This is a genomic window from Streptomyces venezuelae (assembly GCF_008642335.1).
Classification (GTDB): Bacteria; Actinomycetota; Actinomycetes; order Streptomycetales; family Streptomycetaceae; genus Streptomyces; species Streptomyces venezuelae_F.
In genome coordinates, this window is the sequence record NZ_CP029191.1 from 479,916 (window position 1) to 500,942 (window position 21,027).

Below are 21,027 nucleotides of genomic sequence, written 5' to 3' on the forward strand. Positions count from 1 at the left end.
GAGTGCGCCCAACGCGCGTGCGGCACTTTGCGGGATCATGGGTCACATGAGCGACGACCACACGCAGGTCCAGGAGTTCTTCACGGCCCGCGCGGCCGACTGGGACACGCGCTTCCCCGACGACGGGCCCGCCTATCGAGCCGCCATTGCCGAACTCGCCCTGAGCCCCGGCTCCGCCGTGCTCGACGCCGGATGCGGTACGGGACGGGCCCTGCTGGCGCTCAGGGACGCCGTAGGGCCAACGGGGGCGGTGCTCGGCGCCGACCTGACCCCGGCCATGCTGGAGGCCGCTACGCGGGCGGGCAGGGACCCCGCCGGGCAACTGCTGCTCGCCGACGTGACGCGGCTGCCGGTCCGTACGCAGTCACTCGACGCCGTGTTCGGCGCCGGACTGATCTCCCATCTTCCCGACCCCGCCGAGAACCTCCGGGAGTTGCGGCGGGTCGTCCGCCCCGGAGGGCTGCTGGCGCTCTTCCACCCCATCGGCAGGGCGGCGCTCGCGGCACGTCAGGGGCGGCAGATCACTCCGGACGATCTTCGGGCGGAGGCCAACCTGGGACCGCTGCTCGCAGCTTCCGGCTGGCTCATGACCTCGTACGTCGACGAGGATGCCCGTTTTCTTGCTCTGGCCGTACGCCAGGACTGAGCCCACCAGGTCAGCGAGTGCCCAGGACCGGTCGGGTCATCGTCCGGCGATCGCGGCGACAAAGGCGTCGGCGTTGTCGAACATGACGTTGTGACCCGCTCCCGGCACGGTCACCACGCGTACCCCTGCTGCCGTCAGTTCGTCGCGCCCGGCAAGCTCCCCGCTCGCGTCCCCCTGCAAGTAGACGCGGTCGATCGGCAGTTCCATGAGCATGTGCCGCATCGTCGGGCGGGTGCCCGCGACGAGTCCGGTCGCGCTCCGGTGGAGTGCCAGGGGGTCCGCGAGGCGCATGGTGGCCGCCCAGGTGCGGCCGACCTCATTCAGCACGCGCGCGTAGCCACCGGCCACGAAATCCTCCTCCGTGTACGTGGCGATGCCGCTGCTGCCTGCCGTGGCGGGCGGGTGAGGGTCGAGGTTGGCCTCGGTGAGGACCAGCCTGTTCACCAGCTCCGGGCGCCGCTCGGCGAGCACGATGGCCACGGAGCCGCCCATGCTGTGCGCGACGATCTCCGCCCCGGCCACCTGGGCCTCGTCGAGGGCGGCGGCCAGCGCGTCCGCGTGGGCCTCCAGGCTGTAGGAGAAGTCGGCGGGCCGGTCGCTGAGGCCGTGCCCGGGGAGATCGACGAACAGCGTGCGTCTGCCCGCCAGTTCAGGCCTCGCGGCTATGTGTGCGTGGTAGACCGTGGACGCCGCGCCGAGCCCATGGACGTAGACACGTGCCGGGCCGGTCCCGTCCGCCTCGGTCCACCGCACTCGGCTGCCCCGCGCATCGAACTGGGCCTCCTTCATCACCGCACCCCGTTTCCTTCGTCGTGTCGTTCACCCCGCCCACCGCCGGGGCACTACGGAGACAATACATCGGCACCGATGTATTGCGTATCAGGGGTACAGCGGTTGTGTAGGCATGGTGAGGCAGAATGCAGTGCATGCTCGAACTGGCCATCCTCGGGTTCCTCCACGACGCCGCCCTGCACGGCTACGAACTGCGCAAGCGCATCACCGCGCTGACAGGACACGTGCGGCCCGTGGCGGAGAGCACGCTGTATCCCGCCATCAAGCGGCTGGAGAAGGCGGGACTGCTGGCCAGGGAGACGCAGCCCGGCGCCGTGGCCGCGCCCCGCCACGTCCTGAGTCTCACGTCGGCCGGCAGGCAGGAACTGCGCAAGCGGCTCGCCGACCCGGCACGGGGGGACATCACCGACGAGAACCGCTGGTTCACACTTCTCGCCTTCCTGCGCCACCTCGACGACGCGCAGGCGCAGGCAGGGGTGCTCCGGCGGCGACTCGCCTTCCTGGAGGAGCCGGCCAGCTTCTTCTACGACGGTGAACGGCCCCTGCGGGCCGAGGAGCTCGACGACCCCTTCCGGCGCGGGATCCTCACGATCGCCCGCGCGACGAGCCGGGCCGAACTCACCTGGCTGCGCGACACCTTGGCGTCACTCGACGGGAGCGCTCGCTGAGGTGCCCTCGTGCGGCACAGGGCAGCCGCGGACACCCGGAACGGGGAACGAACCTAGCTCTGCGACCACGTACCCGTCGGGGTACCCCTTGATCTCGCGGTTCTGGCGCGCATAATGCGGCGCCCTGCGTGGCGGCATGAGACGCACCGCGCGCCCTCGCAACCGCACCGCGCCCCGGACCAGCGAGCGCGTGAGCGCATCCGGCTCTTCGTAGCGGAACGCCCGCAGCAAGGGCTCGTCCAGCAACGCGATGGTCGCCTTGCGCAGCATGGGCGCCAGAGGGCTCGGATACCACGAGGCCATCAGGTCCAGAGTCGCGTCGGAGACGCTGCGGGCTCCTTCGTCCCAGCCGAAGTTCGCCTCTTCGTATGCGTCGAGGACGTTCTCGAACTCTTCGTAGGAGCGTGGGATGTCCTTGATGCCCATGTGCTGCCCGAGGGTGCGGTAGTACGTGGCAGCGGCGGCCGTCTCGTGCCGCGAGAGCCTGCGCCAGCCGTAGGTGTCGATCCACCGCTTCGGCACCACGACGAACGTGCACAGCACGTAGCGCATGTCGTCGTTGCTGATGTCGTAACTGCGGTGCATCTGGTTGATACGCCGGATGGCCGTGCGGCCCTCGTCGCCGGTGAAGCCGTGCTCCACGACGGTGTCGAGCAGCAGGGCCGTGTCGTCGTACCTCTTCTGCGTACGGTCCGTCAGCTCTGCCGTCTGCGCGAGCAGCCGACCGATGCTGGGCACCGCATACGTGCGATAGAGGGCGAGTTCGAGTGCGCGCGTATAGTCCCACGGGAATTCGAACGTCGTGGTCAGACGGTAGATCTCGAGGTAGTCCCGCTCCGGATCGAGGCGCCTGATCTGCTTGAGTCGCTCGAAACGCTTCACCGCGCGGTCCCCCTTCTGTCGCCGGAGCACTAACTCTACGTTGATGCAGGGCAGATGCAGGGAACAACGGTGGTGGCACATACCGGGGGAAGGCAGACCACATGTTTGACGCACTCCGCAAATTCTGGCGGGCCGACAAGCGGCCGCAGCCCGGGGACGGGACTGCGCGCGGCCGCGACAAGCACGAGCGCCCGCACAACCTCTTCGAAGCGGCCGCCGTCTACGTCGCGGCATGCGCCGAGGACGATCAGACCAGCATGGACGAGGCCACCGGATGGGTCTCTCCGGAGGCACTGTCCTTCGGCGTCAACGAGCTCGCGTGCCGCGCCGTCATAGCCCTGGCGCGCGAGCGCGACGAGTCACCACGAGACGTGGCCCGACTGCTCCTCGGACTGCCCGCCGCTTGAGACAGCTCCCCGCCATGCTCGCCCCGAAAGGCATAGGTTCGTGATTTTCCTGGTCATCCACCTCTCGACGATCTCCGGGGCCAGTGGTTAGGGTGCGCCGACGGATGAAGCGATGGGGAGGCTGGCATGGCCGGGACGGACGACGCTGTCGCCGCCGATGACGACGCGCTGTACGTACTGACGGCGGTGCTCCTCACGCCTGCGAAGTTCCCCAGTGTCCTTGGCGACGACTATCCGGAGGCCTGCGCCGCGCTGGATCTGCCGCCGCTGGCCGACGGCTACGGACTCGTGCTCGGCCAGGACGGCGCGGGCGCGCGCTGGACGGTCGTCGTCGACGACGTGTCGCTCGTCGCCGTGGCGATCGCTTCGTGGGACTGCGGCATGGAGTACGACCTCTCCCCCGAGCAACGGACCGTGGTCGCCGCACTCCCCGGATGGCCGCTCGCCGTAGCCGTGGCCGCCCCGGGAGTACCTGCTCCGCACGATCCCGAACCTGATCCCGACGCAGGCCTCCCCCTGCTGACCCCACCGGAGGCCGGCGACTGGGGCCCGGCACAGCGGCGGCTGGGTGCGGACGAGATAGCGCTGCAGTGGGCGGAGTGGCGTGCGCAGATCGACGACAGTGACTTCGAGGCCCCGGGGACCGAGAAGGACGTGCCGGCCGATGCCGACGCGGCACCTCTGACCGGTGTCAGGCGCGTCCTGGCGGAAGCCCGTGCCTATGTGGATACACCGCCGCCCCTCGGACGGGTGCGGTCGGCCTTCGCCTCGGGCGACGCGCGCACGCTGCGGGCCGATGGTCCTGGCTGGTCACTGGTCGCCAGGACCGACGACATCGCTTTCGTGCTCCTGGACGAAGAGCCGGGGGAAGTACGTCCGGTGGGCCGCGGTCCCGAGCTCCCCGCGCTCCTGGAGGCCCTCGACAAGATGGCGGTACGTCCGTCCTGAGCCGCTTGGCGGCTCAGCCGTCGCCTCACCGCCTCGCCTGCCCACCCGCTCGCCTGTCGGACCAGCCGGACGGCACGGCTCTCAGTGGCCTATCTCCTTGCGGGTCACCCGGCGCAGCCGACGCCGCTGACCCGAGTCGAGCGTGAGATATGCCGCTGCGGGGACTCCGAGCACGATCAGGAATGCGGCCCACCACGGCAGCCAGATCAGCAGAATGAGCCCGGCCGCCACACCACCTGCGGCGATCTTCGCCTTCTTCGACATGTGCGTCGCCTCCTTCGCGGCGTGTGCCGCTCTCTGTCCTGAAAAACGGCAACCGCTCCCCCACGGTTCCGGACCACGACCCTGAGAGACCCCTGAATCGCGCCCCCTACTGGTTCGGTGCCTACTCGACCCGAAGCGGCTCGCCGACTTCGTACATGTGCCGCAGGACCTGCCGGTAGGAGTCGATGAACCCGGCCTCCGTGTAGGACATGCCCACAGCAGCACAGTGGGCGCGCACGACGGGCTGGGCGAGCCGCAAATGGGGCCGGGGCATGCTCGGGAACAGGTGATGCTCGATCTGGTAGTTGAGTCCGCCGAGGAACCAGTCGGTCACCGGGCCACCGCGGATGTTGCGCGAGGTGAGCACCTGGCGGCGCAGATGTCCCCAGCGCTCGCCGTTCGGGTCCGGCATCTCCATGCCCTTGTGGTTGGGCGCGAAGGCCAGTCCGAGGTGCAGGCCGAACAGCGCCTGGTGTATCGCGGCGAAGGCGATCGCGTGGCCGAGGGGCATGGCGGCGAGGAGCAACGTCACGTAGCCGACGAGGTGCGCGACCAGCAGCAGGCCTTCGACGACCCGCTCGCGGGGAGCCTGCCGCCGCAGGTCCTGGAAGCCGTAGATCTTCATGGCGACGCCCTGGAGGAGCGTCAGCGGAAAGAAGAGCCAGGACTGGTTACGGGTGAGCCAACGCCGGAATCCGACGCGCAGCTTGGCCTGCCTGCTGGTCCACACGAGGACGTTCGCGGCGACATCGGGATCCTTGTCGATGTGGTTCGGGTTGGCGTGGTGCCTGTTGTGCTTGTCGTTCCACCAGGCCGAGCTCATTCCGAGCAGGAGGTTGCCGTGCACGAGACCGATGGCACGGCTCACCGAACGGTCCGTCGTTATCTGCGAATGACCCGCGTCATGGCCGATGAACGCTGTCCGGGCGCACAGGACGGACAGCACCGGCGCCAGCAGAAGCACCCACCATGAGGTGCCGAGCAGAAACATGCCGGCGCCCACGGCGAGCAGAGCTCCGGCATTGACCGCGATGGTCCGCGCGTACCAACCGGTGCGCCGACCGAGGAGGCCCTGTTCCTTGACCGTGCGCAGGAGCGGGGCGAAATCACTTCCGGCACTTTGCCCGCGAGTGCTGGACGGGGAGCGTTCCGCTACTGCGGCGGCTTGGGACATGGTGGGTCTCCGGTCTTCATGACAACGGGCTGACCTGATAGAACGTACGGATCAGTGACCTGGGGCAACCATGGCGGCACCACCCGTGTCCACCGGGGGGCCAGCACCGTCCGACAGGGGGGTTGACTACACCCCCTCGCGAAAAGTGACCCGGATCACCGCACCATGACACCCAAGAAGGCCTTTGCGTGCTGTACTCTCGGCCGCTCCGGTCTCAGTAGTCAAATTTGAGGAATGCGCCATCGCTGTGCACAGGCTCCCTGTCGTGTCCCCCTCCGAGATCTCCGAACTGTCGCGCTGTTCCGTTCTCTTCGTGCCCGCCGACCCGCCCCGTGACGGACGTGTCGCCTTCTGGCACGCCGACGGCACCGAGCCGCCGCACACCTCCGCCGGTGTCCACGAAGAACTCACCCTTGTCGTACCGGGGGACGAGGGCGTGGAACTGGCGACGGTGTCCGCAGTTCTGGTTCCCGTCCGTGCCGCGCTGCCGGTCCTCACGCGCGCGCGTGCCGCTACGGAGACGCACCCGACCGGTGCCTTCTGGGGCACGGCGGGGGTGTTGGCCCTGCAACTGGCGGCACGCGGCCTGCTGCTGCCGGGGCTGACCGTCGGCGACCACGACGCGTGGCGCGCCGGCCCGCTGAGTGCCGAGGATCTGCAACGGCTGCGCGAGCTGGCCGCCGCGATGCCGCCGGCCGCCCATGCCCTGCCGCTGGGCGGCAGCGAGCCGCCGCGGCTGCCCGAACCCGAGCACGTCCTGCGCCAGTTCCTCGACGCCGTGGCCGACACGCTTCCCCGCTCCCCCGCCGCGCAACTGGCCGTGGGCGGACCCGTGTTCGCCGCTCCGGAGCCACAGCACGTACCGGAGCAACGCGCCTGGGCGCTGGACGTCGCCGCCGGGCACGACGCCGGGGTACGGATCTCTCTGCGCCTGGAGATTCCCGGCCTCGCCACGGTGGCCGACGACGGTACCCGGCTGCCCTTCCGGGCCGTGCTGCAGTTGCACAGTGTCAGTGATCCCTCGCTCGTCGCGGACGCCGCGGAGGTGTGGGCGGGGTCCGGCGCCTCGGGTCAGGCCTTCGGCGCGCGTGCACGTATGGACGCTCTGCTCGCGCTGCGTCGCGCCACGCGCGCGTGGCCGCCGCTCGCCCCTCTGCTGTCGGCCACCGTCCCCGACGCGATCGAGCTTGCCGACGAGGACGTCACCGCGCTCCTGAGCGACGGCGCCCGCCTGCTTGCGGCCGCGGGCGTCGACGTGCACTGGCCCAGGGAACTGGCGCGCAATCTCACCGCACACGCCGTCATCGGGCCGACGGACGACGACGAGAGTGACCAGAAGGGCCCGCACAAGCTCTCCTCGGACACGCCGTCCTTCCTCTCGGCCGACGCACTTCTCGCCTTCAACTGGCGCTTCGCGCTGGGTGATCAGCAGCTCACGCGGGCGGAGCTTGACCGCCTCGCGGAGTCGAACCGTCCAGTCGTCCGCCTGCGGGATCAGTGGGTCGTGGTCGACCCGGCGGAGGTCCGCCGCGCGCGCGACCAGCAGGATCACAAGGTCACCCCTATGGACGCGCTCGGCGCCGCGCTGACGGGCACGGCCGAGGTCGGGGGGCAGCGAGTCGACGTGGAGCCGACGGGCTGGCTCGCCACTCTGCGGGAGCGGCTCGCCGACCCGGAAGGAATGGAACCCGTCGGCCAACCCGCCGCCCTTGCCGCCGAGTTGCGCGACTACCAGCTGCGCGGACTGAACTGGCTGGCACGCATGACATCGCTCGGGCTGGGCGCCTGTCTCGCCGATGACATGGGTCTCGGCAAGACGATCACGCTGATCTCCTTGCACCTGCACCGTCAGACGCAGGAGGAGTCCGCCGGGCCCACCCTGGTGGTCTGTCCGACGTCCCTCATGGGCAACTGGCAGCGCGAGGTCGAGAAGTTCGCGCCGGGCACGCGTGTACGCCGGTTCCACGGCTCTCAGCGCGACCTCGACGATCTGGCGGACGGCGAGTTCGTCCTGACCACCTACGGAACGATGCGACTCGACGCGGAGAGACTGGGCCGGACCACCTGGGGCATGGTCGTCGCCGACGAGGCACAGCATGTCAAGAACCCCTACTCGGCCACGGCGAAGCAGCTGCGCACCATCAGTACACGCGCGCGCGTGGCGCTCACCGGTACACCTGTGGAGAACAACCTCTCCGAACTGTGGGCCATCCTCGACTGGACGACCCCCGGCCTGCTCGGGCGGCTCGGCACCTTTCGTACGCGCTACGCCCAGGCCGTCGAGGGCGGCTCGGATCCTGGTGCCGCCGAGCGGCTCGGACAGCTCGTGCGACCGTTCCTGCTGCGCCGCCGCAAGTCGGATCCGGGAATCGCTCCCGAGCTGCCGCCCAAGACGGAGACCGACCGTGCCGTCTCGCTCACCGCGGAGCAAGCGGGCCTCTACGAAGCGGTGGTTCGGGAGACGCTCGCAGACATCTCCGGCGCCGACGGGTTCGCGCGCAGGGGTCTGATCGTCAAGCTCCTGACGGGTCTCAAGCAGATCTGCAACCACCCCGCGCAGTACCTCAAGGAAGACGAGCCCCGCATCCCGGGCCGCTCCGGAAAGCTGGAGCTGCTCGACGAGTTGCTCGACACGATCCTCGCGGAAGAGGCGAGCGTGCTCGTCTTCACTCAGTACGTCCAGATGGCGCGGCTCATCGAACAGCATCTCGCGGCACGTGGTGTGCCCTCGCAGTTCCTGCACGGGGGTACTCCTGTAGCGCAGCGGGAAGCCATGGTGCAGCGCTTCCAGGAGGGTGAAGTGCCGGTCTTCCTGCTGTCGTTGAAGGCGGCCGGGACGGGCTTGAACCTGACTCGTGCCGAGCACGTCGTGCACTACGACCGCTGGTGGAATCCCGCCGTTGAGGCGCAGGCCACCGACCGCGCGTACCGCATCGGGCAGACGCAGCCGGTGCAGGTGCACCGGCTGATCGCGGAGGGGACGATCGAGGACCGCATCGCCGACATGCTGCTGCGCAAGCGGGAGCTGGCGGACGCCGTCCTCGGCTCCGGCGAGGCCGCTCTCACCGAGCTGACCGATGCCGAACTGTCGGATCTTGTGGAGCTGCGAGGGGGCACGCGATGAGTGACATGCATGGTGAGGCGTACGACGATGCGGACGGCACGCGCGTGGGCGCGCAGTCGGAGGAGCGCACGTTCGCGGCGTTGCCGCCCGCACATGGGCGAGGTTTCGCGCAGAGCTGGTGGGGCCAGGCCTGGTTGAAGGCCCTTGAGGACACCGCCCTGGATCTGCAGCAGTTGAAGGCCGGCCGTCGTCTCGCGCGCGCGGGCGCGGTGGGTGCGGTTTCCGTGCGCCCCGGTCGCATCACGGCTGTGGTCAAGGACCGGGACGGTGCGCCGCACCGTTCCGATGTGCTGCTGCAGGAGCTGAGCCCGGAGGCGTGGAACCGCTTTCTGGACATGGCGATCGAGAGGGCGGGGCACATCGCCGCGCTCCTGGACCGCGACATGCCTCCGCACCTGGTGGAGGATTCCGCGGCGGCAGGCGTCGAACTCCTGCCTGGGATCGGCGATCTCGAGCCCGAGTGCGACTGCGACGCGTGGGACCACTGTGGGCATACGGCCGCCCTCTGCTACCAGGTGGCGCGTCTCCTCGACGAGGACCCGTTCGTGCTGCTGCTGATGCGGGGGCGCGGGGAGCGGGTGCTTCTCGACGAGCTGCAGGCGCGCAGTGCTTCGACGGCCGAAGCCCAGGAGGCTCACGGGGACGCCCAGGAGGCCGACCCAGAGGGCGTGGACGCCGCTGAGGCGTACGCGGACGGCGCCATCCTCCCGCCGCTGCCCGCCCTGCCTCCGCTGCCCGCGGAGCCCGGTGTGCCGCCGTCCCTCGACACGGAGGCGGAGCCCGCTCCGGGCCTCGACGTGGCCGCGGTCGAGTTCCTGGCCGCACAGGCCGCCGTCGAAGCACACCGACTCCTGGCCGACGCGCTCGCACCGGGGCATGAACGTCACCCCATAGAGAACGACTTGACGACCGGCGAGGACGCTGTCCGGATGGCGGCGGCGCGACCCGGCATCGCGGTCGAAACGCGGCTCGCTGCGGCGTCCGACCGCGGCCGGGACGGTCTCGACCTTGCCGTCCGGGCCTGGAGATACGGGGGTCGGGCCGCCCTCCACGTCCTGGAAGAGACGTGGACGCCGCAGGACGAAGCGCTGGCACGCGCGCGTGCCGCACTGGACGCCGCATGGGACGAGGAGGAGCGTCCCCCGCTTCGTGCCGACCACAACCGCTGGACCGTGGTCGGCACGGATGTGCAGCTGCGCCATGGGCGCGACGGCCGCTGGTGGCCCTACCGCAAGGAAGGGGGCCGTTGGGCTCCCGCGGGGCCCGCGGCCCAGGACCCGGCGACGGCACTGGCCGTCGCCGACGGAAACGAGTGACGACGCGACCCATGCGGGGTGACCTGGCCCCTCCTGGAGGAGGCGCCGTCGGCACGTCCCTCTGAGTTCACCCGCAGGCCTCCTCTGGTTCGTGATGGCGGCGAAGTCTGACCGCTGTCACGAACCTTGTGCCTCAGGAGGCCCCGATGTCCCCGCACGCCGCCCGTACGGGCCGTGTCCGTCGTTCCATAGCCATCGGCCTGCCGCTCGCAGTGGTCGCCGCCCTGACGGTGGCAGGCACCGCGACGGGCCGGCCGGGTGGCGGGCACGGTGCGGCGCGCGTGACCGCCACCGCGACGCTCGACGACATACCGCTGGGCACCTTCAGCAACAAGCTGATGCCGGGCACGGTGAAGGACGACCGGGGTGTCGACCTCGGCGGTATCGGCAGCGACCTGTACCCGACAGGCCGCAAGGGTGAGTTCTGGGCGGTGACCGACCGAGGACCCAACGGCCAGATCAAGATCGACGGCAAGAAGCGCCGCACCTTCCCGGTCCCTGGTTTCGACCCGGCGATCGTGAAGATCCGGGTCCGTGGGGACAAGGTCGATGTCGTTTCCGCCCTGCCGCTGACGACCTCCTCGGGGAAGCCCGTCACCGGATTGCCCAACCAGGAAGGCCGCGACGAGGCCCCGTACTCGTACGACGCGAAGACCCCCGTGTCGTACGACCCGAACGGTTTGGACACGGAGGGGCTAGTCCGTGCCCCGGACGGCACCTTCTGGCTGGTCGACGAGTACGGGCCGTCCCTGGTCCACGTCTCCGCGCGCGGGAAGGTCATCAAACGGTACGTTCCGCGCGGGCTGAAGCTGCGCGGCGCCGACTATCCGGTGGTCGAGGCCCTGCCCGGGGTCCTTCTGCACCGCAAGACGAACCGCGGCTTCGAAGGCCTCACCCAACTCCCCGGCGGAGACCTGGTGATGGCCGTGCAGAGTCCGCTCTCCCTGCCGGACGAGGACGCGGGTGAGGGCTCGCGCACCACACGGCTGTTGCGCTTCTCGCCGCGGAAGCAGGCCGTCACCGCCGAGTACGCCTACCGGTTCGATCCCGTGGGTCGCGTCGATCCCGGTGAGGACGACACGTCCGAACTGAAGATCTCTTCCGTCGTCGCCACAGGCCGCGACAGACTCCTCGTCCAGGAGCGCACCGACAAAGCCGCACGCCTCCACGCCGTCACACTGCACCGTGGCGCGAACATCCTGGGCGGCAAGTGGGACAGGAGCACGACGCGGCCCTCCTTGGAGCAGCTCGACGATCCCGCCGCCTCCGGAGTGCCCGTCCTCGACAAGCGACTGGTGGTCGACCTGAACACGGTCGACGGCGTGCCCGGCAAGATCGAAGGCGTCGCCCTGGTCGACAGTCGCACGCTGGCCCTCATCAACGACAACGACTTCGGGATGAGCGACGGCCCGGAGGCCTTCGACAAGGACGGCCGACTGGTGGACAGCGGTACGGAGACCACGGTGACGTACGTACGGCTCCCCCGACGGTACTGACTTGGTCAGGACAGTGGCTCGGTGAGCTTGTGCCTGCCCGGGCCGCTGTCCCCCGCCAGACTGCACGCGACGTTGTCGATGCCCACCTTGTAGCCCGTGGTGTCCGGGTACTGCACCAATGTCCCGCGCACCGTTCCGGAGGGCTGGTTGCGCGCCTTGCGTTCCAGGGGCCGTTCGCAGAGGGCCGCCGCCGCCTTCTTCAGGGCTGCGTCCGTCGTGTAGGCGCCCTTCAGCTCGGCGAACTCGACGACTTCGGCGTCGTGCGGTTCGTGGCACGACCTCTTCGCGGCCTGTCCGGGCCGGCTGCTGTCGATGTTGAAGCAGTCGCCTGTCTTCAAGTGGTAGTACGGAACCTGGTCATCCGCGGGCGAGGGTCTGACCGAGTCGAGGTCGCTCGGGAAATCGGTCGGCAGCGTGGGGAAGTCGGTCGGCAGCGAAGGGACGTCACTCGGCAGACCCGTGGGCAACTGGCTGGGGATCCGGGACGGGATGCTCAAGGAGGGGGTGGGTTCACGCGCTGTACTGCTGTCCGACTCGGCGGGTTCCTTCCTGCCGTCGCCGTCGTCACGGGTGACCAGCAGAACCACCGCGGCGACGGCTCCGAGAGCCACGATGATCGCGAGCAGGACGAAGAGGCCGTTGCGCCGTCCCGGCGGCCCACCTTCAGGGGGCGGCGCCCAGCCCCCGGGCCCCGGCGGCGGGCCGTACCCGCCGCCCGGCGGAGGACCGAACCCTCCCCCGCCGGGCGGCGGACCACTGGGCGGAGGAGGCGGCTGCGGCGGTACGGGCGGCATGGCCATACCCACCAGAGTCGCCTCGTACCGGTCATATGGCGAGCCCCCTGCGCGGGTTGCTCGAAGGTGGTACCGAGGATCAGCTCCTGGCCGCCAGCAGGTGGTCCATGGCCAGCTGGTCGAGTCGCTCGAACGCCATCCCGCGTGCTGCGGCCTCCGCCACGTCGAACGCCTCGTACGCGCTCCTGTCGGCGAGCAGGCCGGAGAGGCCGTCCTCGGCCGTGGGAAGGGCCAGCTCGTCCAAGCGCGCGGCACTGAGCGCCGCACGCACCTCGGGGTCGGCCCGGAACGCGGCCGCACGCTCGCGCAGGATCAGATAGTTGCGCATGCAGCCCGCAGCCGAGGCCCACACCCCCTCGAAGTCCTCCGTGCGCGGCGGCTTGAAGTCGAAGTGCCGGGGGCCGTCGTACCCGCCCCGCTCCAGGAGGTCCACCAGCCAGAAGGCGCTGCGCAGATCACCGGCCCCGAACCGCAGATCCTGGTCGTACTTGATGCCGGTCTGGCCGTTGAGGTCGATGTGGAAGAGCTTGCCCGACCACAGCGCCTGAGCGATGGAGTGCGGGAAGTTGAGGCCGGCCATCTGTTCGTGCCCCACCTCCGGGTTGACGCCGTAGAGTTCCGGACGCTCCAGGCGCTCGATGAACGCGAGGGCGTGGCCGACGGTGGGCAGCAAGATGTCGCCACGCGGCTCGTTGGGCTTCGGCTCGATGGCGAAACGCAGGTCGTAGCCCTGTGTGGTCACGTACTCGCCGAGCAGGTCGAAGGCCTCCTTCATCCGGTCGAGCGCGACGGTCACGTCCTTCGCGGCACCGGATTCCGCGCCCTCCCTGCCGCCCCACGCCACATAAGTGTGGGCGCCCAGCTCCGCCGCGAGGTCGATGTTGCGCATCGTCTTCCTCAGCGCGTAACGCCGCACATCGCGGTCGTTGGCGGTGAACCCCCCGTCCTTGAAGACGGGGTGGGTGAAGAGGTTCGTGGTGGCCATCGGCACGACGAGGCCTGTGGCGTCCAGCGCCTGCCGGAACCGCTTGATGTGCCCCTCCCGTTCCGCGTCGGACGACCCGAAGGGGATCAGGTCGTCGTCGTGGAAGGTCACTCCGTAGGCGCCCAGTTCGGCGAGGTGCCGCACCGAGTCGGCAGGGTCGAGCGCGGCCCGGGTGGCGTCTCCGAACGGGTCCCGGCCCTGCCAGCCGACCGTCCACAGGCCGAAGCTGAACTTGTCCTCAGGGGTGGGCTGATAGTTCATGTGCGGCTCCCTCGCCTATTTCGTCATGGCGCTTTACAAATTAGTATCCGAGGGCGCTGCTGGGAAGGTCGAGGAGTGAACTCCGGAGCGCACCCGGGGACAGCCGCAGAAACGGAGACCGTGATGTCGTCAGCGCCCACCGCTCAGGGCCCCCTTGTCGTCGGGGTGGACAGCTCCACGCAGTCCACCAAGGTCCTGGTCGTCGACGCCCCCACCGGCCGGGTGATCGCGCGTGGGCAGGCGCGGCACCGCGTCAGCTCCGGCGAGCACCGTGAAAGCGACCCTCAGGAGTGGTGGGACGCCCTGTGCGCGGCCCTGGAACAGTGCGGACAGGCGGCCCGCGAGGCCTCCGCCGTGTCCATCGGCGGGCAGCAGCACGGTCTCGTCACCCTCGGCAAGGACGGCAGCCCGGTGCGCCCGGCGCTGCTCTGGAACGACGTGCGATCGGCCCCGCAGGCCCGGAGCCTCGTGGAACGTCTCGGCGGGCCCGAGGTGTGGGCCGATCGGGTCGGCAGCGTTCCGGGCCCTTCCTTCACCGTGACGAAGTGGGCCTGGCTCACCGAGCACGAACCCGCATCGGCCCGCGCCACCACCGCCGTGCGCCTGCCCCACGACTACCTGACGGAACGGCTGAGCGGCCTCGGCACGACCGATCGCGGCGACGTCTCCGGAACGGGCTGGTGGGCGTCGGGGCCGGAGCAGTACGACGAGGACATTCTCGGCATGGTGGGGCTCGACCCTGCGCTGCTCCCCCGCGTCGCACGGCCCGGGGAAGTCGTCGGGACGGTCCGGGACGGCGGTGAACTGCCGTTCTCCAAGGGCACACTGGTCGCCCCCGGCACCGGCGACAACGCGGCTGCGGCACTGGGGCTAGGGCTGCGACCCGGAACACCGGTGCTGAGCCTCGGCACGTCGGGCACGGTGTACGCCGTCTCGGAGCGCCGTCCCGCCGACCCGACCGGTACCGTCGCGGGCTTCGCCGACGCGCGTGGCGCCTGGCTGCCGCTTGCCTGCACCCTGAATTGCACCCAGGCCGTGGACCGAGTGGCCGAACTGCTCCACCTGGAGCGTGACGCGGTGGAACCGGGGGGCTCGGCCACGCTCCTCCCCTACCTGGACGGTGAGCGCACCCCGAACCTGCCGCACTCCTCAGGAGTCCTGCACGGCCTCCGGCACGACACGACGCCCGGGCAGCTGCTGCAGGCCGCGTACGACGGAGCCGTGCACTCGCTGCTCGGTGCCCTCGACCGGGTCCTGGACGCCGACGCGGACCGGTCGACCCCGCTGTTGCTCATCGGAGGCGGCGCGCGGGGCAAGGCCTGGCAGCACACCGTGCAACGCCTCTCCGGGCGCCCCGTGCAGGTCCCTGAAGCACAGGACCTGGTGGCGCTCGGAGCCGCGGCGCAGGCGGCCGGTCTGCTGACCGAGGAGGACCCGAGCGCCATCGCGAGGCGTTGGGACACCGCTCGGGGACCCGTGCTCGACCCCGTGGAGCGCGACGAGGCGGCACTGGCCAGGATCTCCGGGGTACTCTCCGACGCGGCGCCGCTCCTGGACAGGGCGCCCCAAGGGGAGTGAGGACTGACCGAGGCATGACCGCACCGCTGCACGACCAGCGCCGGGGATCATCCGGCGTGCGGCTGCCCGACACCCAGCAGGGAATGCGCCGCCGCAATCTGTCCCGGGTGATGCACGCGGTGGCCACGCACGGACCACTGTCCCGTGCCGCGGTGGCCTCCCGCATCGGGCTGACACGGGCTGCCGTGTCCACGCTCGTGGACGAACTGATCCGGTCGGGGCTCCTGGACGAGCTGGGCCCCGAGCGGCCCGGACGGGTGGGGCGCCCGGGATCGGCTCTCGCGGTCAGTGCGACGGGCCCCGTCGGGATCGGTGCCGAGGTGGGGGTCGACCATCTGGCGGTGTGCGCGGTCGATCTGCGGGGTGAGATCCGCGCACGCGCCGAGCGACGGTCCGCCAACCGTGGCCGCGCCCCCGCCCCCGTGCTGACGGAGCTCTCCGCCCTGGTGAGGCAGGTGTGCGCCGAGGCGTACCAGCAAGGGCTGGCTCCCGCAGGCCTTGCGGTGGCCGTGCCCGGACTGGTCGCCCGCGACACCCGGACCGTCGTCCGCGCTCCCAACCTCGGCTGGCGCGACATCGACCTGGGCCGCCTCCTGCCCGGCGACCTGCCGCTGACGGTGGACAACGAGGCCAACTTCGGCGCGCTCGCCGAACTGTGGCTCGGCGAGGAATCACCCGAGGACTTCCTCCACGTGTCGGCGGAGATCGGCATCGGCGCGGCACTCGTCGTCGATGGACGACTCCTGCGGGGGACGCGCGGATTCGCCGGCGAGCTGGGACACGTGCCCGTCCATCCCGACGGGCCCGCCTGCCCCTGCGGAGGACGCGGCTGTCTTGAGCAGTACGCGGGTGAGGGCGCGGTGCTGCGTGCCGCGGGACTGGGCCCGGGTGGCGTGGGCGACTCGGGTGATCCAGGTGACCCAGATAGCACAAGTGACCCGGGTGGCATAGATGACCCGGATGGCACAGGTGACCCGGGTGAGGAACGTGGCGAAGTGCTTGCCGAGCGCGCCGCCGCAGGTGACGAAAGCGTGCGGCGCGCACTCAGCGACGCCGGAACGGCTCTCGGCATCGCTCTCACCGGCGCGGTGAATCTGGTGGATCCGCAGGCCGTCGTGCTGGGCGGTGCGCTGTCTCGGCTCGCACCGTGGCTGCTGCCCGCGCTGGAGCGGGAGTTGTCGGAGCGCACGGCGCGCCGGGCCTGTGGGGTGACGGTGTCCCGGCTCGGCTCTGACGGGCCGCTGTTGGGGGCGGCGCACTCGGTGGCGCGAGCGGTGTTGGACGACCCGGCGGGTCTCGGTGTGGGCGGGTCGACTTCCGGTGAGGCCCAAGCGGAAGCAGCTCAGCGGACGTAGGAAGCGGACGTGGGAAGCGGACGTGGGCAGCGGCCGGGACCGCCGCCCGTTCAGCGGACTGAGAAGGCGACAGGGTGCGTTTGGTGGAACGCCGCTCCCCCGAACGAGTGGCCGAGATATCCACAACCACGATGCTGTGCACAGATCCGACGCGGGCCCTTCCACCTCAACCGGCGGCCGCCGTAACGTAAATCACGCGAGGTCCCGCAGCGGTGACGACACGTCAGCGTCGGGGGCGGCCTCGCGGATCGGGACCCGTGCCAGTCGCGCGGCCCACCCGGTCGGACCGACGGCCCATCCGGCCAGAGTGGAGCGGCGCAGCGATGAATGATGCTCAGATCCTTACCGTACGGCCCGAGCCGGGCGAGTACGCCTCGGCGTCCGCCTCCACCACCATCCCCCTGTTCGGAGCCCTCACGTCCACGCACTCCACCGCTTCGCTCCAGGCGCCCCTGCCCGAAACCGTGTGGATATGGGAGCTCGACCGGGCCCGCCGCGCCGCACGGTTCAGTGAGCGGGGCAGTGGCTTCACGGTCGAACTGTGCGCCATGAACAGAACGCGTTCCGCGCCCCGCATAGAGCACGGCCCCACGCCCCGCATAGAGCTCAGTGTCAGTCCAGCCACCGTTCCCCCCTCCTCCCCCCCGCCCCGACTCAGAGCTCAGCGCCAGTCCAGCCACCGTTCTCTCCCCCACCCCCCCACCGAGAGGCAGGCCAGTCATGGATCGAGTGAGACCCTTCCCCAGTCGGCGCCGACTGCTGCAGGGCGCGGTCGCAGCCGCCGTGCCCGCCGCGCTCCTGCCCCCCACCCACGCCGCCGCACAGGCTCGCGCGGTCGACTACCCCCTGGCCGAATGGGTACCGGCCAGCACCTCCAACTACACGGCGGCCAACCGCCCCACCACCTATCCCATCGACTACGTGATCATCCACGTCACTCAGGAGACGTACGCCGACACGCTCGCCATCTTCCAGAACCCGGCGAAGAAGGTCTCGGCCCACTACGTCGTGCGCTCCAAGGACGGTCACATCGCCCAGTGCGTCCGTGAGCGCAACGTCGGGTGGCACGCCGGGAACTGGACCTATAACACACGAAGCATCGGAATCGAGCACGAAGGGTGGGTCGACAAACCTGAATACTTCACCAACGCGATGTACGAGCAGTCCGCCGCGCTGACCGCCGCCATCTGCGCCAAGTACGACATCCCGAAGGATCGCGAACACATCATCGGCCACCATGAGGTCCCCGGTTCGGACCACACGGATCCCGGCCCGTACTGGGACTGGTCGCGCTACCTGCGCCTGGTCAACTTCGCCTGAGTCGTCGCGCATCCTTGTCGGCTTCCGTCTCCGGGGCGACGATGGCAGCACCGCGTCCGCCGTCCTGGGAGGCAGAGTTGTCCGATCCGTGGGTGGCCCTGGAGCCCGGTGTGGACCCCGCGGAGCGGGTGCGGGTGGTGCGCAGGGCCCACGAGCGGTTCACCGACGCGGGGACGATCGCCCGCCCGGTGCGTTCGGTGGTGGCCGACTCGTGGCGGAGATCGGCCAGGGCGCGGGTGAGTCCGGAGTGCGCCGGCGCGGTGGTGGAGCTGGCCGACGGCGACCTCGGGGCGTACCGGTCGGAGCATCCTCTGGCGCGGGTGATGCCGCTGTTCCGCGAATTGATGGGCACCTTCGCCGCGGACGGGGAGCATCTGCTCGCCGTGTGTGACGCGCAGGGCAGGTTGCTGTGGGTCGAGGGTCACGCGGTGGCGCGGCGGCGGGCGGGGCGGATGAACTTCGTGCCGGGTGCGCGGTGGGCGGAGTCCGCCATGGGGACGAACGCGCCGGGGACGGCGGTCGCCGTGGGCCGGCCGGTGCAGGTCTTCGCCACCGAGCACTACATGCGCCGGGTGCAGCCGTGGACCTGCGCGGCGGCTCCGGTGCACGATCCCCGGACCGGTCGGCTGATCGGCGCGGTCGACATCACCGGCGGCGACGGGCTCGCGCACCCGCACAGTCTCGCCTTCGTGCAGGCGGTCGCGCGGGCGGGAGAGTCGCAACTGGCTCTGCTCGCACCGCCGGTGAGGTCGGACGAGAAGGTCGAGCTGGCGGTGCTCGGGCGGGATGAGGCGTCGTTGACGGTGGGAGGACGCACGGTGCGGCTCAGCCGGCGGCACAGCGAGATCGTCGTGCTGCTGGCCCGTCACCCGGAGGGGTTGTCGGGGGACGAGTTGCTGTGTGCGTTGTACGAGGACGAGTCGGTGTCGCAGGTGACGTTGCGGGCCGAGATGGCGCGGCTGCGGCGGGTGCTGGGTGCGGAGTTGCTGCGGTCGCGGCCGTATCGGTTGGCGGTGTCCGTCGAGTGCGATGTCGACGTGGTGGAACGGCGTCTGGGTGCGGGGGCGGTGGCGGCGGCCGCGGCGGCGTATGCGGGGCCGTTGCTGCCACAGTCCCAGGCTCCCGCCCTCGTCCGGCTCCGTCGCAGGCTCGCGGAACAGATGCGGGCGGCGCTCATCGAGCGCGAAGACCCGGACCTGCTCGCTGACTGGGCGCACGCTCCGTGGGGTGAGGAGGACTTGGCGGTGTGGCGGGCGCTGGCCGGGCTGCGTCCGTCGGCTCCCGTGCTGGCCCGCCTGGGCGAGCTGGACGCGGAACTGACGTAGCCGCACGTGAAACGAACGTAGGGAGGCGCGCACGAGACCGGCGTAACCCGCCAAGCCCTCCGTCGTACGCGGCGCGGAACGCAACGTCGATGCAACGTCGGGGCTCCTAGCCTCCGGACGAGAGCTGCCCGACGGCGGGCAGTCTTCCCCCCGGAGGCCAGCCAAAGATGACCCGTTACGCAGCGCCCGGCACCGAGGGCGCGATCGTCTCCTACCAGTCGCGCTACGACCACTTCATCGGCGGCGAGTATGTGGCGCCTGCCCGTGGCCAGTACTTCGAGAACCCGAGCCCGGTCAACGGCCGGCCTTTCACAGAGGTGGCGCGGGGTACGGCGGAGGACGTCGAGCGCGCCCTCGACGCGGCGCACGCGGCGGCGCCCGCGTGGGGACGTACATCGGTCACCGGGCGCGCCGACGTGCTGCTGAAGATCGCCGACCGGATGGAGGCGAACCTCGAACAGCTGGCTGTGGCCGAGAGCTGGGAGAACGGCAAGCCGATCCGCGAGACGCTGGCCGCCGACATCCCGCTCGCCATCGACCACTTCCGGTACTTCGCGGGTGTCATCCGTGCGCAGGAGGGGTCGCTGAGCGAGGTCGACGAGGACACCATCGCGTACCACTTCCACGAGCCGCTCGGGGTGGTCGCGCAGATCATTCCGTGGAACTTCCCGATTCTGATGGCCACGTGGAAGCTGGCGCCGGCGCTCGCCGCGGGCAACGCCGTCGTCCTCAAGCCGGCCGAGCAGACCCCGGCGTCCATCCACTACTGGATGAGTCTGGTCGCCGATCTGCTGCCCCCCGGGGTCGTCAACATCGTCAACGGGTTCGGCGTCGAGGCGGGCAAGCCGCTGGCGTCCAGTCCGCGTGTCGCCAAGGTCGCCTTCACCGGGGAGACCACGACGGGCCGGTTGATCATGCAGTACGCCTCGGAGAACATCAAGCCGGTGACGTTGGAGCTGGGCGGCAAGTCGCCGAACATCTTCTTCGACGACGTGTGGTCCGCGAACGACGACTTCCGGGACAAGGCGCTTGAAGGCTTCACGATGTTCGCGCTCAACCAGGGCGAGGTGTGCACCTGTCCGTCGAGGGCGCTGGTGCAGCGCGGGCAGTACAGCGAGTTCCTCGAGGCGGCCGTCGCCCGCACCGAGCAGATCAAGGCCGGACACCCGCTCGACACCGACACGATGATCGGCGCGCAGGCGTCCAACGACCAGTTGGAGAAGATCCTCTCCTATCTGGACATCGGGCAGCAGGAGGGCGCCAAGGTGCTGACGGGGGGCCGGCGCGTGGAGTACGACGGTGAGCTGGCCGGCGGGTACTACGTGCAGCCGACGATCTTCGAGGGCGACAACCGTATGCGGATCTTCCAGGAGGAGATCTTCGGCCCGGTGGTCTCGGTCGCGTCGTTCAACGACTTCGACGACGCCATCAAGATCGCCAACGACACGCTGTACGGCCTGGGGGCCGGGGTGTGGACGCGTGACATCAACACGGCGTACCGGGCGGGCCGGGCGATCCAGGCGGGCCGCGTCTGGACGAACTGCTACCACGCGTATCCGGCGCATGCGGCGTTCGGCGGGTACAAGCAGTCCGGCATCGGCCGGGAGACCCACAAGATGATGCTGGAGCACTACCAGCAGACGAAGAACCTTCTGGTGTCGTACTCGGCGAAGAAGCTCGGCTTCTTCTAGA

Annotated in this window: 18 protein-coding genes and 1 pseudogene; 13 read left to right on the forward strand and 6 right to left on the reverse strand. The window is 70.2% G+C overall.

The features are described from left to right. Positions 1–46: 46 nt before the first annotated feature. Positions 47–646, forward strand: a complete 600-nt coding sequence (locus tag DEJ49_RS02175; RefSeq protein ID WP_150182107.1) for a class I SAM-dependent methyltransferase — start codon at positions 47–49, stop codon at positions 644–646. 36 nt (positions 647–682) lie between these two features. Here DEJ49_RS02175 and DEJ49_RS02180 read toward each other — a convergent pair whose 3' ends face one another. Continuing rightward, positions 683–1,435, reverse strand: coding sequence for an alpha/beta fold hydrolase (locus DEJ49_RS02180; protein WP_150182108.1), 753 nt, complete (start codon positions 1,433–1,435; stop codon positions 683–685). A 137-nt stretch (positions 1,436–1,572) separates the two neighbouring features. Here DEJ49_RS02180 and DEJ49_RS02185 point away from each other — a divergent pair, with 137 nt between their 5' ends. Then, positions 1,573–2,106 carry a PadR family transcriptional regulator gene (locus tag DEJ49_RS02185; RefSeq protein WP_150182109.1) on the forward strand — a complete coding sequence of 178 codons (534 nt, stop codon included), beginning with the start codon at positions 1,573–1,575 and terminating at the stop codon, positions 2,104–2,106. On the opposite strand, the gene DEJ49_RS02190 is transcribed toward DEJ49_RS02185, so the two are convergent. Further along, positions 2,083–2,988: an oxygenase MpaB family protein gene (locus DEJ49_RS02190; protein ID WP_150182110.1), complete on the reverse strand. Its 906-nt coding sequence runs from the start codon at positions 2,986–2,988 to the stop codon at positions 2,083–2,085. The genes DEJ49_RS02185 and DEJ49_RS02190 overlap by 24 nt on opposite strands. A 101-nt stretch (positions 2,989–3,089) precedes the next feature. Between DEJ49_RS02190 and DEJ49_RS02195 the strand changes: the two genes are divergently transcribed. Continuing rightward, positions 3,090–3,395 carry a hypothetical protein gene (locus tag DEJ49_RS02195; RefSeq protein ID WP_150182111.1) on the forward strand — a complete coding sequence of 102 codons (306 nt, stop codon included), beginning with the start codon at positions 3,090–3,092 and terminating at the stop codon, positions 3,393–3,395. A gap of 126 nt (positions 3,396–3,521) precedes the next feature. Next, positions 3,522–4,343 (forward strand): hypothetical protein, encoded by an 822-nt coding sequence (locus DEJ49_RS02200; protein WP_150182112.1) that lies wholly within the window; start codon positions 3,522–3,524, stop codon positions 4,341–4,343. A gap of 81 nt (positions 4,344–4,424) precedes the next feature. On the opposite strand, the gene DEJ49_RS02205 is transcribed toward DEJ49_RS02200, so the two are convergent. Next, positions 4,425–4,607, reverse strand: coding sequence for a hypothetical protein (locus tag DEJ49_RS02205; protein WP_150182113.1), 183 nt, complete (start codon positions 4,605–4,607; stop codon positions 4,425–4,427). Between the two features lie 121 nt (positions 4,608–4,728). Further along, a complete protein-coding gene (locus DEJ49_RS02210; protein WP_150182114.1) occupies positions 4,729–5,781 on the reverse strand; it encodes a fatty acid desaturase family protein in 1,053 nt (350 codons plus the stop codon). A gap of 247 nt (positions 5,782–6,028) precedes the next feature. Here DEJ49_RS02210 and DEJ49_RS02215 point away from each other — a divergent pair, with 247 nt between their 5' ends. The 3 genes from DEJ49_RS02215 (at position 6,029) to DEJ49_RS02225 (ending at position 11,717) form a co-directional block, all read left to right on the forward strand. Then, entirely contained in the window at positions 6,029–8,905 is a 2,877-nt protein-coding gene (locus tag DEJ49_RS02215; RefSeq protein WP_150182115.1) for a DEAD/DEAH box helicase, read from the forward strand. Further along, positions 8,902–10,221 carry an SWF or SNF family helicase gene (locus tag DEJ49_RS02220; protein ID WP_411757129.1) on the forward strand — a complete coding sequence of 440 codons (1,320 nt, stop codon included), beginning with the start codon at positions 8,902–8,904 and terminating at the stop codon, positions 10,219–10,221. The genes DEJ49_RS02215 and DEJ49_RS02220 overlap by 4 nt, the downstream gene beginning before the upstream one ends. Before the next feature lie 146 nt (positions 10,222–10,367). Further along, positions 10,368–11,717 (forward strand): esterase-like activity of phytase family protein, encoded by a 1,350-nt coding sequence (locus DEJ49_RS02225; RefSeq protein ID WP_150182116.1) that lies wholly within the window; start codon positions 10,368–10,370, stop codon positions 11,715–11,717. Positions 11,718–11,722: 5 nt separating this feature from the next. On the opposite strand, the gene DEJ49_RS36255 is transcribed toward DEJ49_RS02225, so the two are convergent. Beyond that, positions 11,723–12,517 (reverse strand): hypothetical protein, encoded by a 795-nt coding sequence (locus DEJ49_RS36255; RefSeq protein WP_223832684.1) that lies wholly within the window; start codon positions 12,515–12,517, stop codon positions 11,723–11,725. 73 nt (positions 12,518–12,590) lie between these two features. Then, positions 12,591–13,757: a xylose isomerase gene (gene xylA / locus DEJ49_RS02235; RefSeq protein WP_150182117.1), complete on the reverse strand. Its 1,167-nt coding sequence runs from the start codon at positions 13,755–13,757 to the stop codon at positions 12,591–12,593. Between the two features lie 123 nt (positions 13,758–13,880). On the opposite strand from xylA, the gene xylB reads away from it, so the two are divergent. The 6 genes and pseudogenes from xylB (at position 13,881) to DEJ49_RS02265 (ending at position 21,026) form a co-directional block, all read left to right on the forward strand. Then, positions 13,881–15,335: a xylulokinase gene (gene xylB / locus DEJ49_RS02240; RefSeq protein WP_150182118.1), complete on the forward strand. Its 1,455-nt coding sequence runs from the start codon at positions 13,881–13,883 to the stop codon at positions 15,333–15,335. A 14-nt stretch (positions 15,336–15,349) separates the two neighbouring features. After that, a complete protein-coding gene (locus tag DEJ49_RS02245; protein WP_150182119.1) occupies positions 15,350–16,690 on the forward strand; it encodes an ROK family transcriptional regulator in 1,341 nt (446 codons plus the stop codon). Between the two features lie 380 nt (positions 16,691–17,070). Beyond that, positions 17,071–17,232 (forward strand): annotated as a pseudogene (locus DEJ49_RS36260) (acetamidase); the annotation flags it as partial. A 178-nt stretch (positions 17,233–17,410) separates the two neighbouring features. Continuing rightward, positions 17,411–18,010 carry an N-acetylmuramoyl-L-alanine amidase gene (locus tag DEJ49_RS02255; RefSeq protein WP_150182120.1) on the forward strand — a complete coding sequence of 200 codons (600 nt, stop codon included), beginning with the start codon at positions 17,411–17,413 and terminating at the stop codon, positions 18,008–18,010. Between the two features lie 41 nt (positions 18,011–18,051). Then, positions 18,052–19,335: a GAF domain-containing protein gene (locus DEJ49_RS02260; protein ID WP_190329240.1), complete on the forward strand. Its 1,284-nt coding sequence runs from the start codon at positions 18,052–18,054 to the stop codon at positions 19,333–19,335. Between the two features lie 167 nt (positions 19,336–19,502). Beyond that, positions 19,503–21,026: an aldehyde dehydrogenase family protein gene (locus tag DEJ49_RS02265; protein WP_150182122.1), complete on the forward strand. Its 1,524-nt coding sequence runs from the start codon at positions 19,503–19,505 to the stop codon at positions 21,024–21,026. The last annotated feature ends 1 nt before the right edge of the window (position 21,027 follow it).

Coding starts and splice junctions, on each gene's coding strand:
- DEJ49_RS02220 (WP_411757129.1), top strand. CDS start 8,902: ATGAGTGACATGCATGGTGAGGCGTACGACGATGCGGACGGCACGCGC.
- DEJ49_RS02265 (WP_150182122.1), top strand. CDS start 19,503: ATGACCCGTTACGCAGCGCCCGGCACCGAGGGCGCGATCGTCTCCTAC.
- DEJ49_RS02195 (WP_150182111.1), top strand. CDS start 3,090: ATGTTTGACGCACTCCGCAAATTCTGGCGGGCCGACAAGCGGCCGCAG.
- DEJ49_RS02185 (WP_150182109.1), top strand. CDS start 1,573: ATGCTCGAACTGGCCATCCTCGGGTTCCTCCACGACGCCGCCCTGCAC.
- DEJ49_RS02210 (WP_150182114.1), bottom strand. CDS start 5,781: ATGTCCCAAGCCGCCGCAGTAGCGGAACGCTCCCCGTCCAGCACTCGC.
- DEJ49_RS02255 (WP_150182120.1), top strand. CDS start 17,411: ATGGATCGAGTGAGACCCTTCCCCAGTCGGCGCCGACTGCTGCAGGGC.
- DEJ49_RS36255 (WP_223832684.1), bottom strand. CDS start 12,517: ATGGCCATGCCGCCCGTACCGCCGCAGCCGCCTCCTCCGCCCAGTGGT.
- DEJ49_RS02245 (WP_150182119.1), top strand. CDS start 15,350: ATGACCGCACCGCTGCACGACCAGCGCCGGGGATCATCCGGCGTGCGG.
- DEJ49_RS02260 (WP_190329240.1), top strand. CDS start 18,052: ATGGCAGCACCGCGTCCGCCGTCCTGGGAGGCAGAGTTGTCCGATCCG.
- DEJ49_RS02175 (WP_150182107.1), top strand. CDS start 47: ATGAGCGACGACCACACGCAGGTCCAGGAGTTCTTCACGGCCCGCGCG.
- DEJ49_RS02205 (WP_150182113.1), bottom strand. CDS start 4,607: ATGTCGAAGAAGGCGAAGATCGCCGCAGGTGGTGTGGCGGCCGGGCTC.
- DEJ49_RS02200 (WP_150182112.1), top strand. CDS start 3,522: ATGGCCGGGACGGACGACGCTGTCGCCGCCGATGACGACGCGCTGTAC.
- xylA (WP_150182117.1), bottom strand. CDS start 13,757: ATGAACTATCAGCCCACCCCTGAGGACAAGTTCAGCTTCGGCCTGTGG.
- xylB (WP_150182118.1), top strand. CDS start 13,881: ATGTCGTCAGCGCCCACCGCTCAGGGCCCCCTTGTCGTCGGGGTGGAC.
- DEJ49_RS02180 (WP_150182108.1), bottom strand. CDS start 1,435: ATGAAGGAGGCCCAGTTCGATGCGCGGGGCAGCCGAGTGCGGTGGACC.
- DEJ49_RS02225 (WP_150182116.1), top strand. CDS start 10,368: ATGTCCCCGCACGCCGCCCGTACGGGCCGTGTCCGTCGTTCCATAGCC.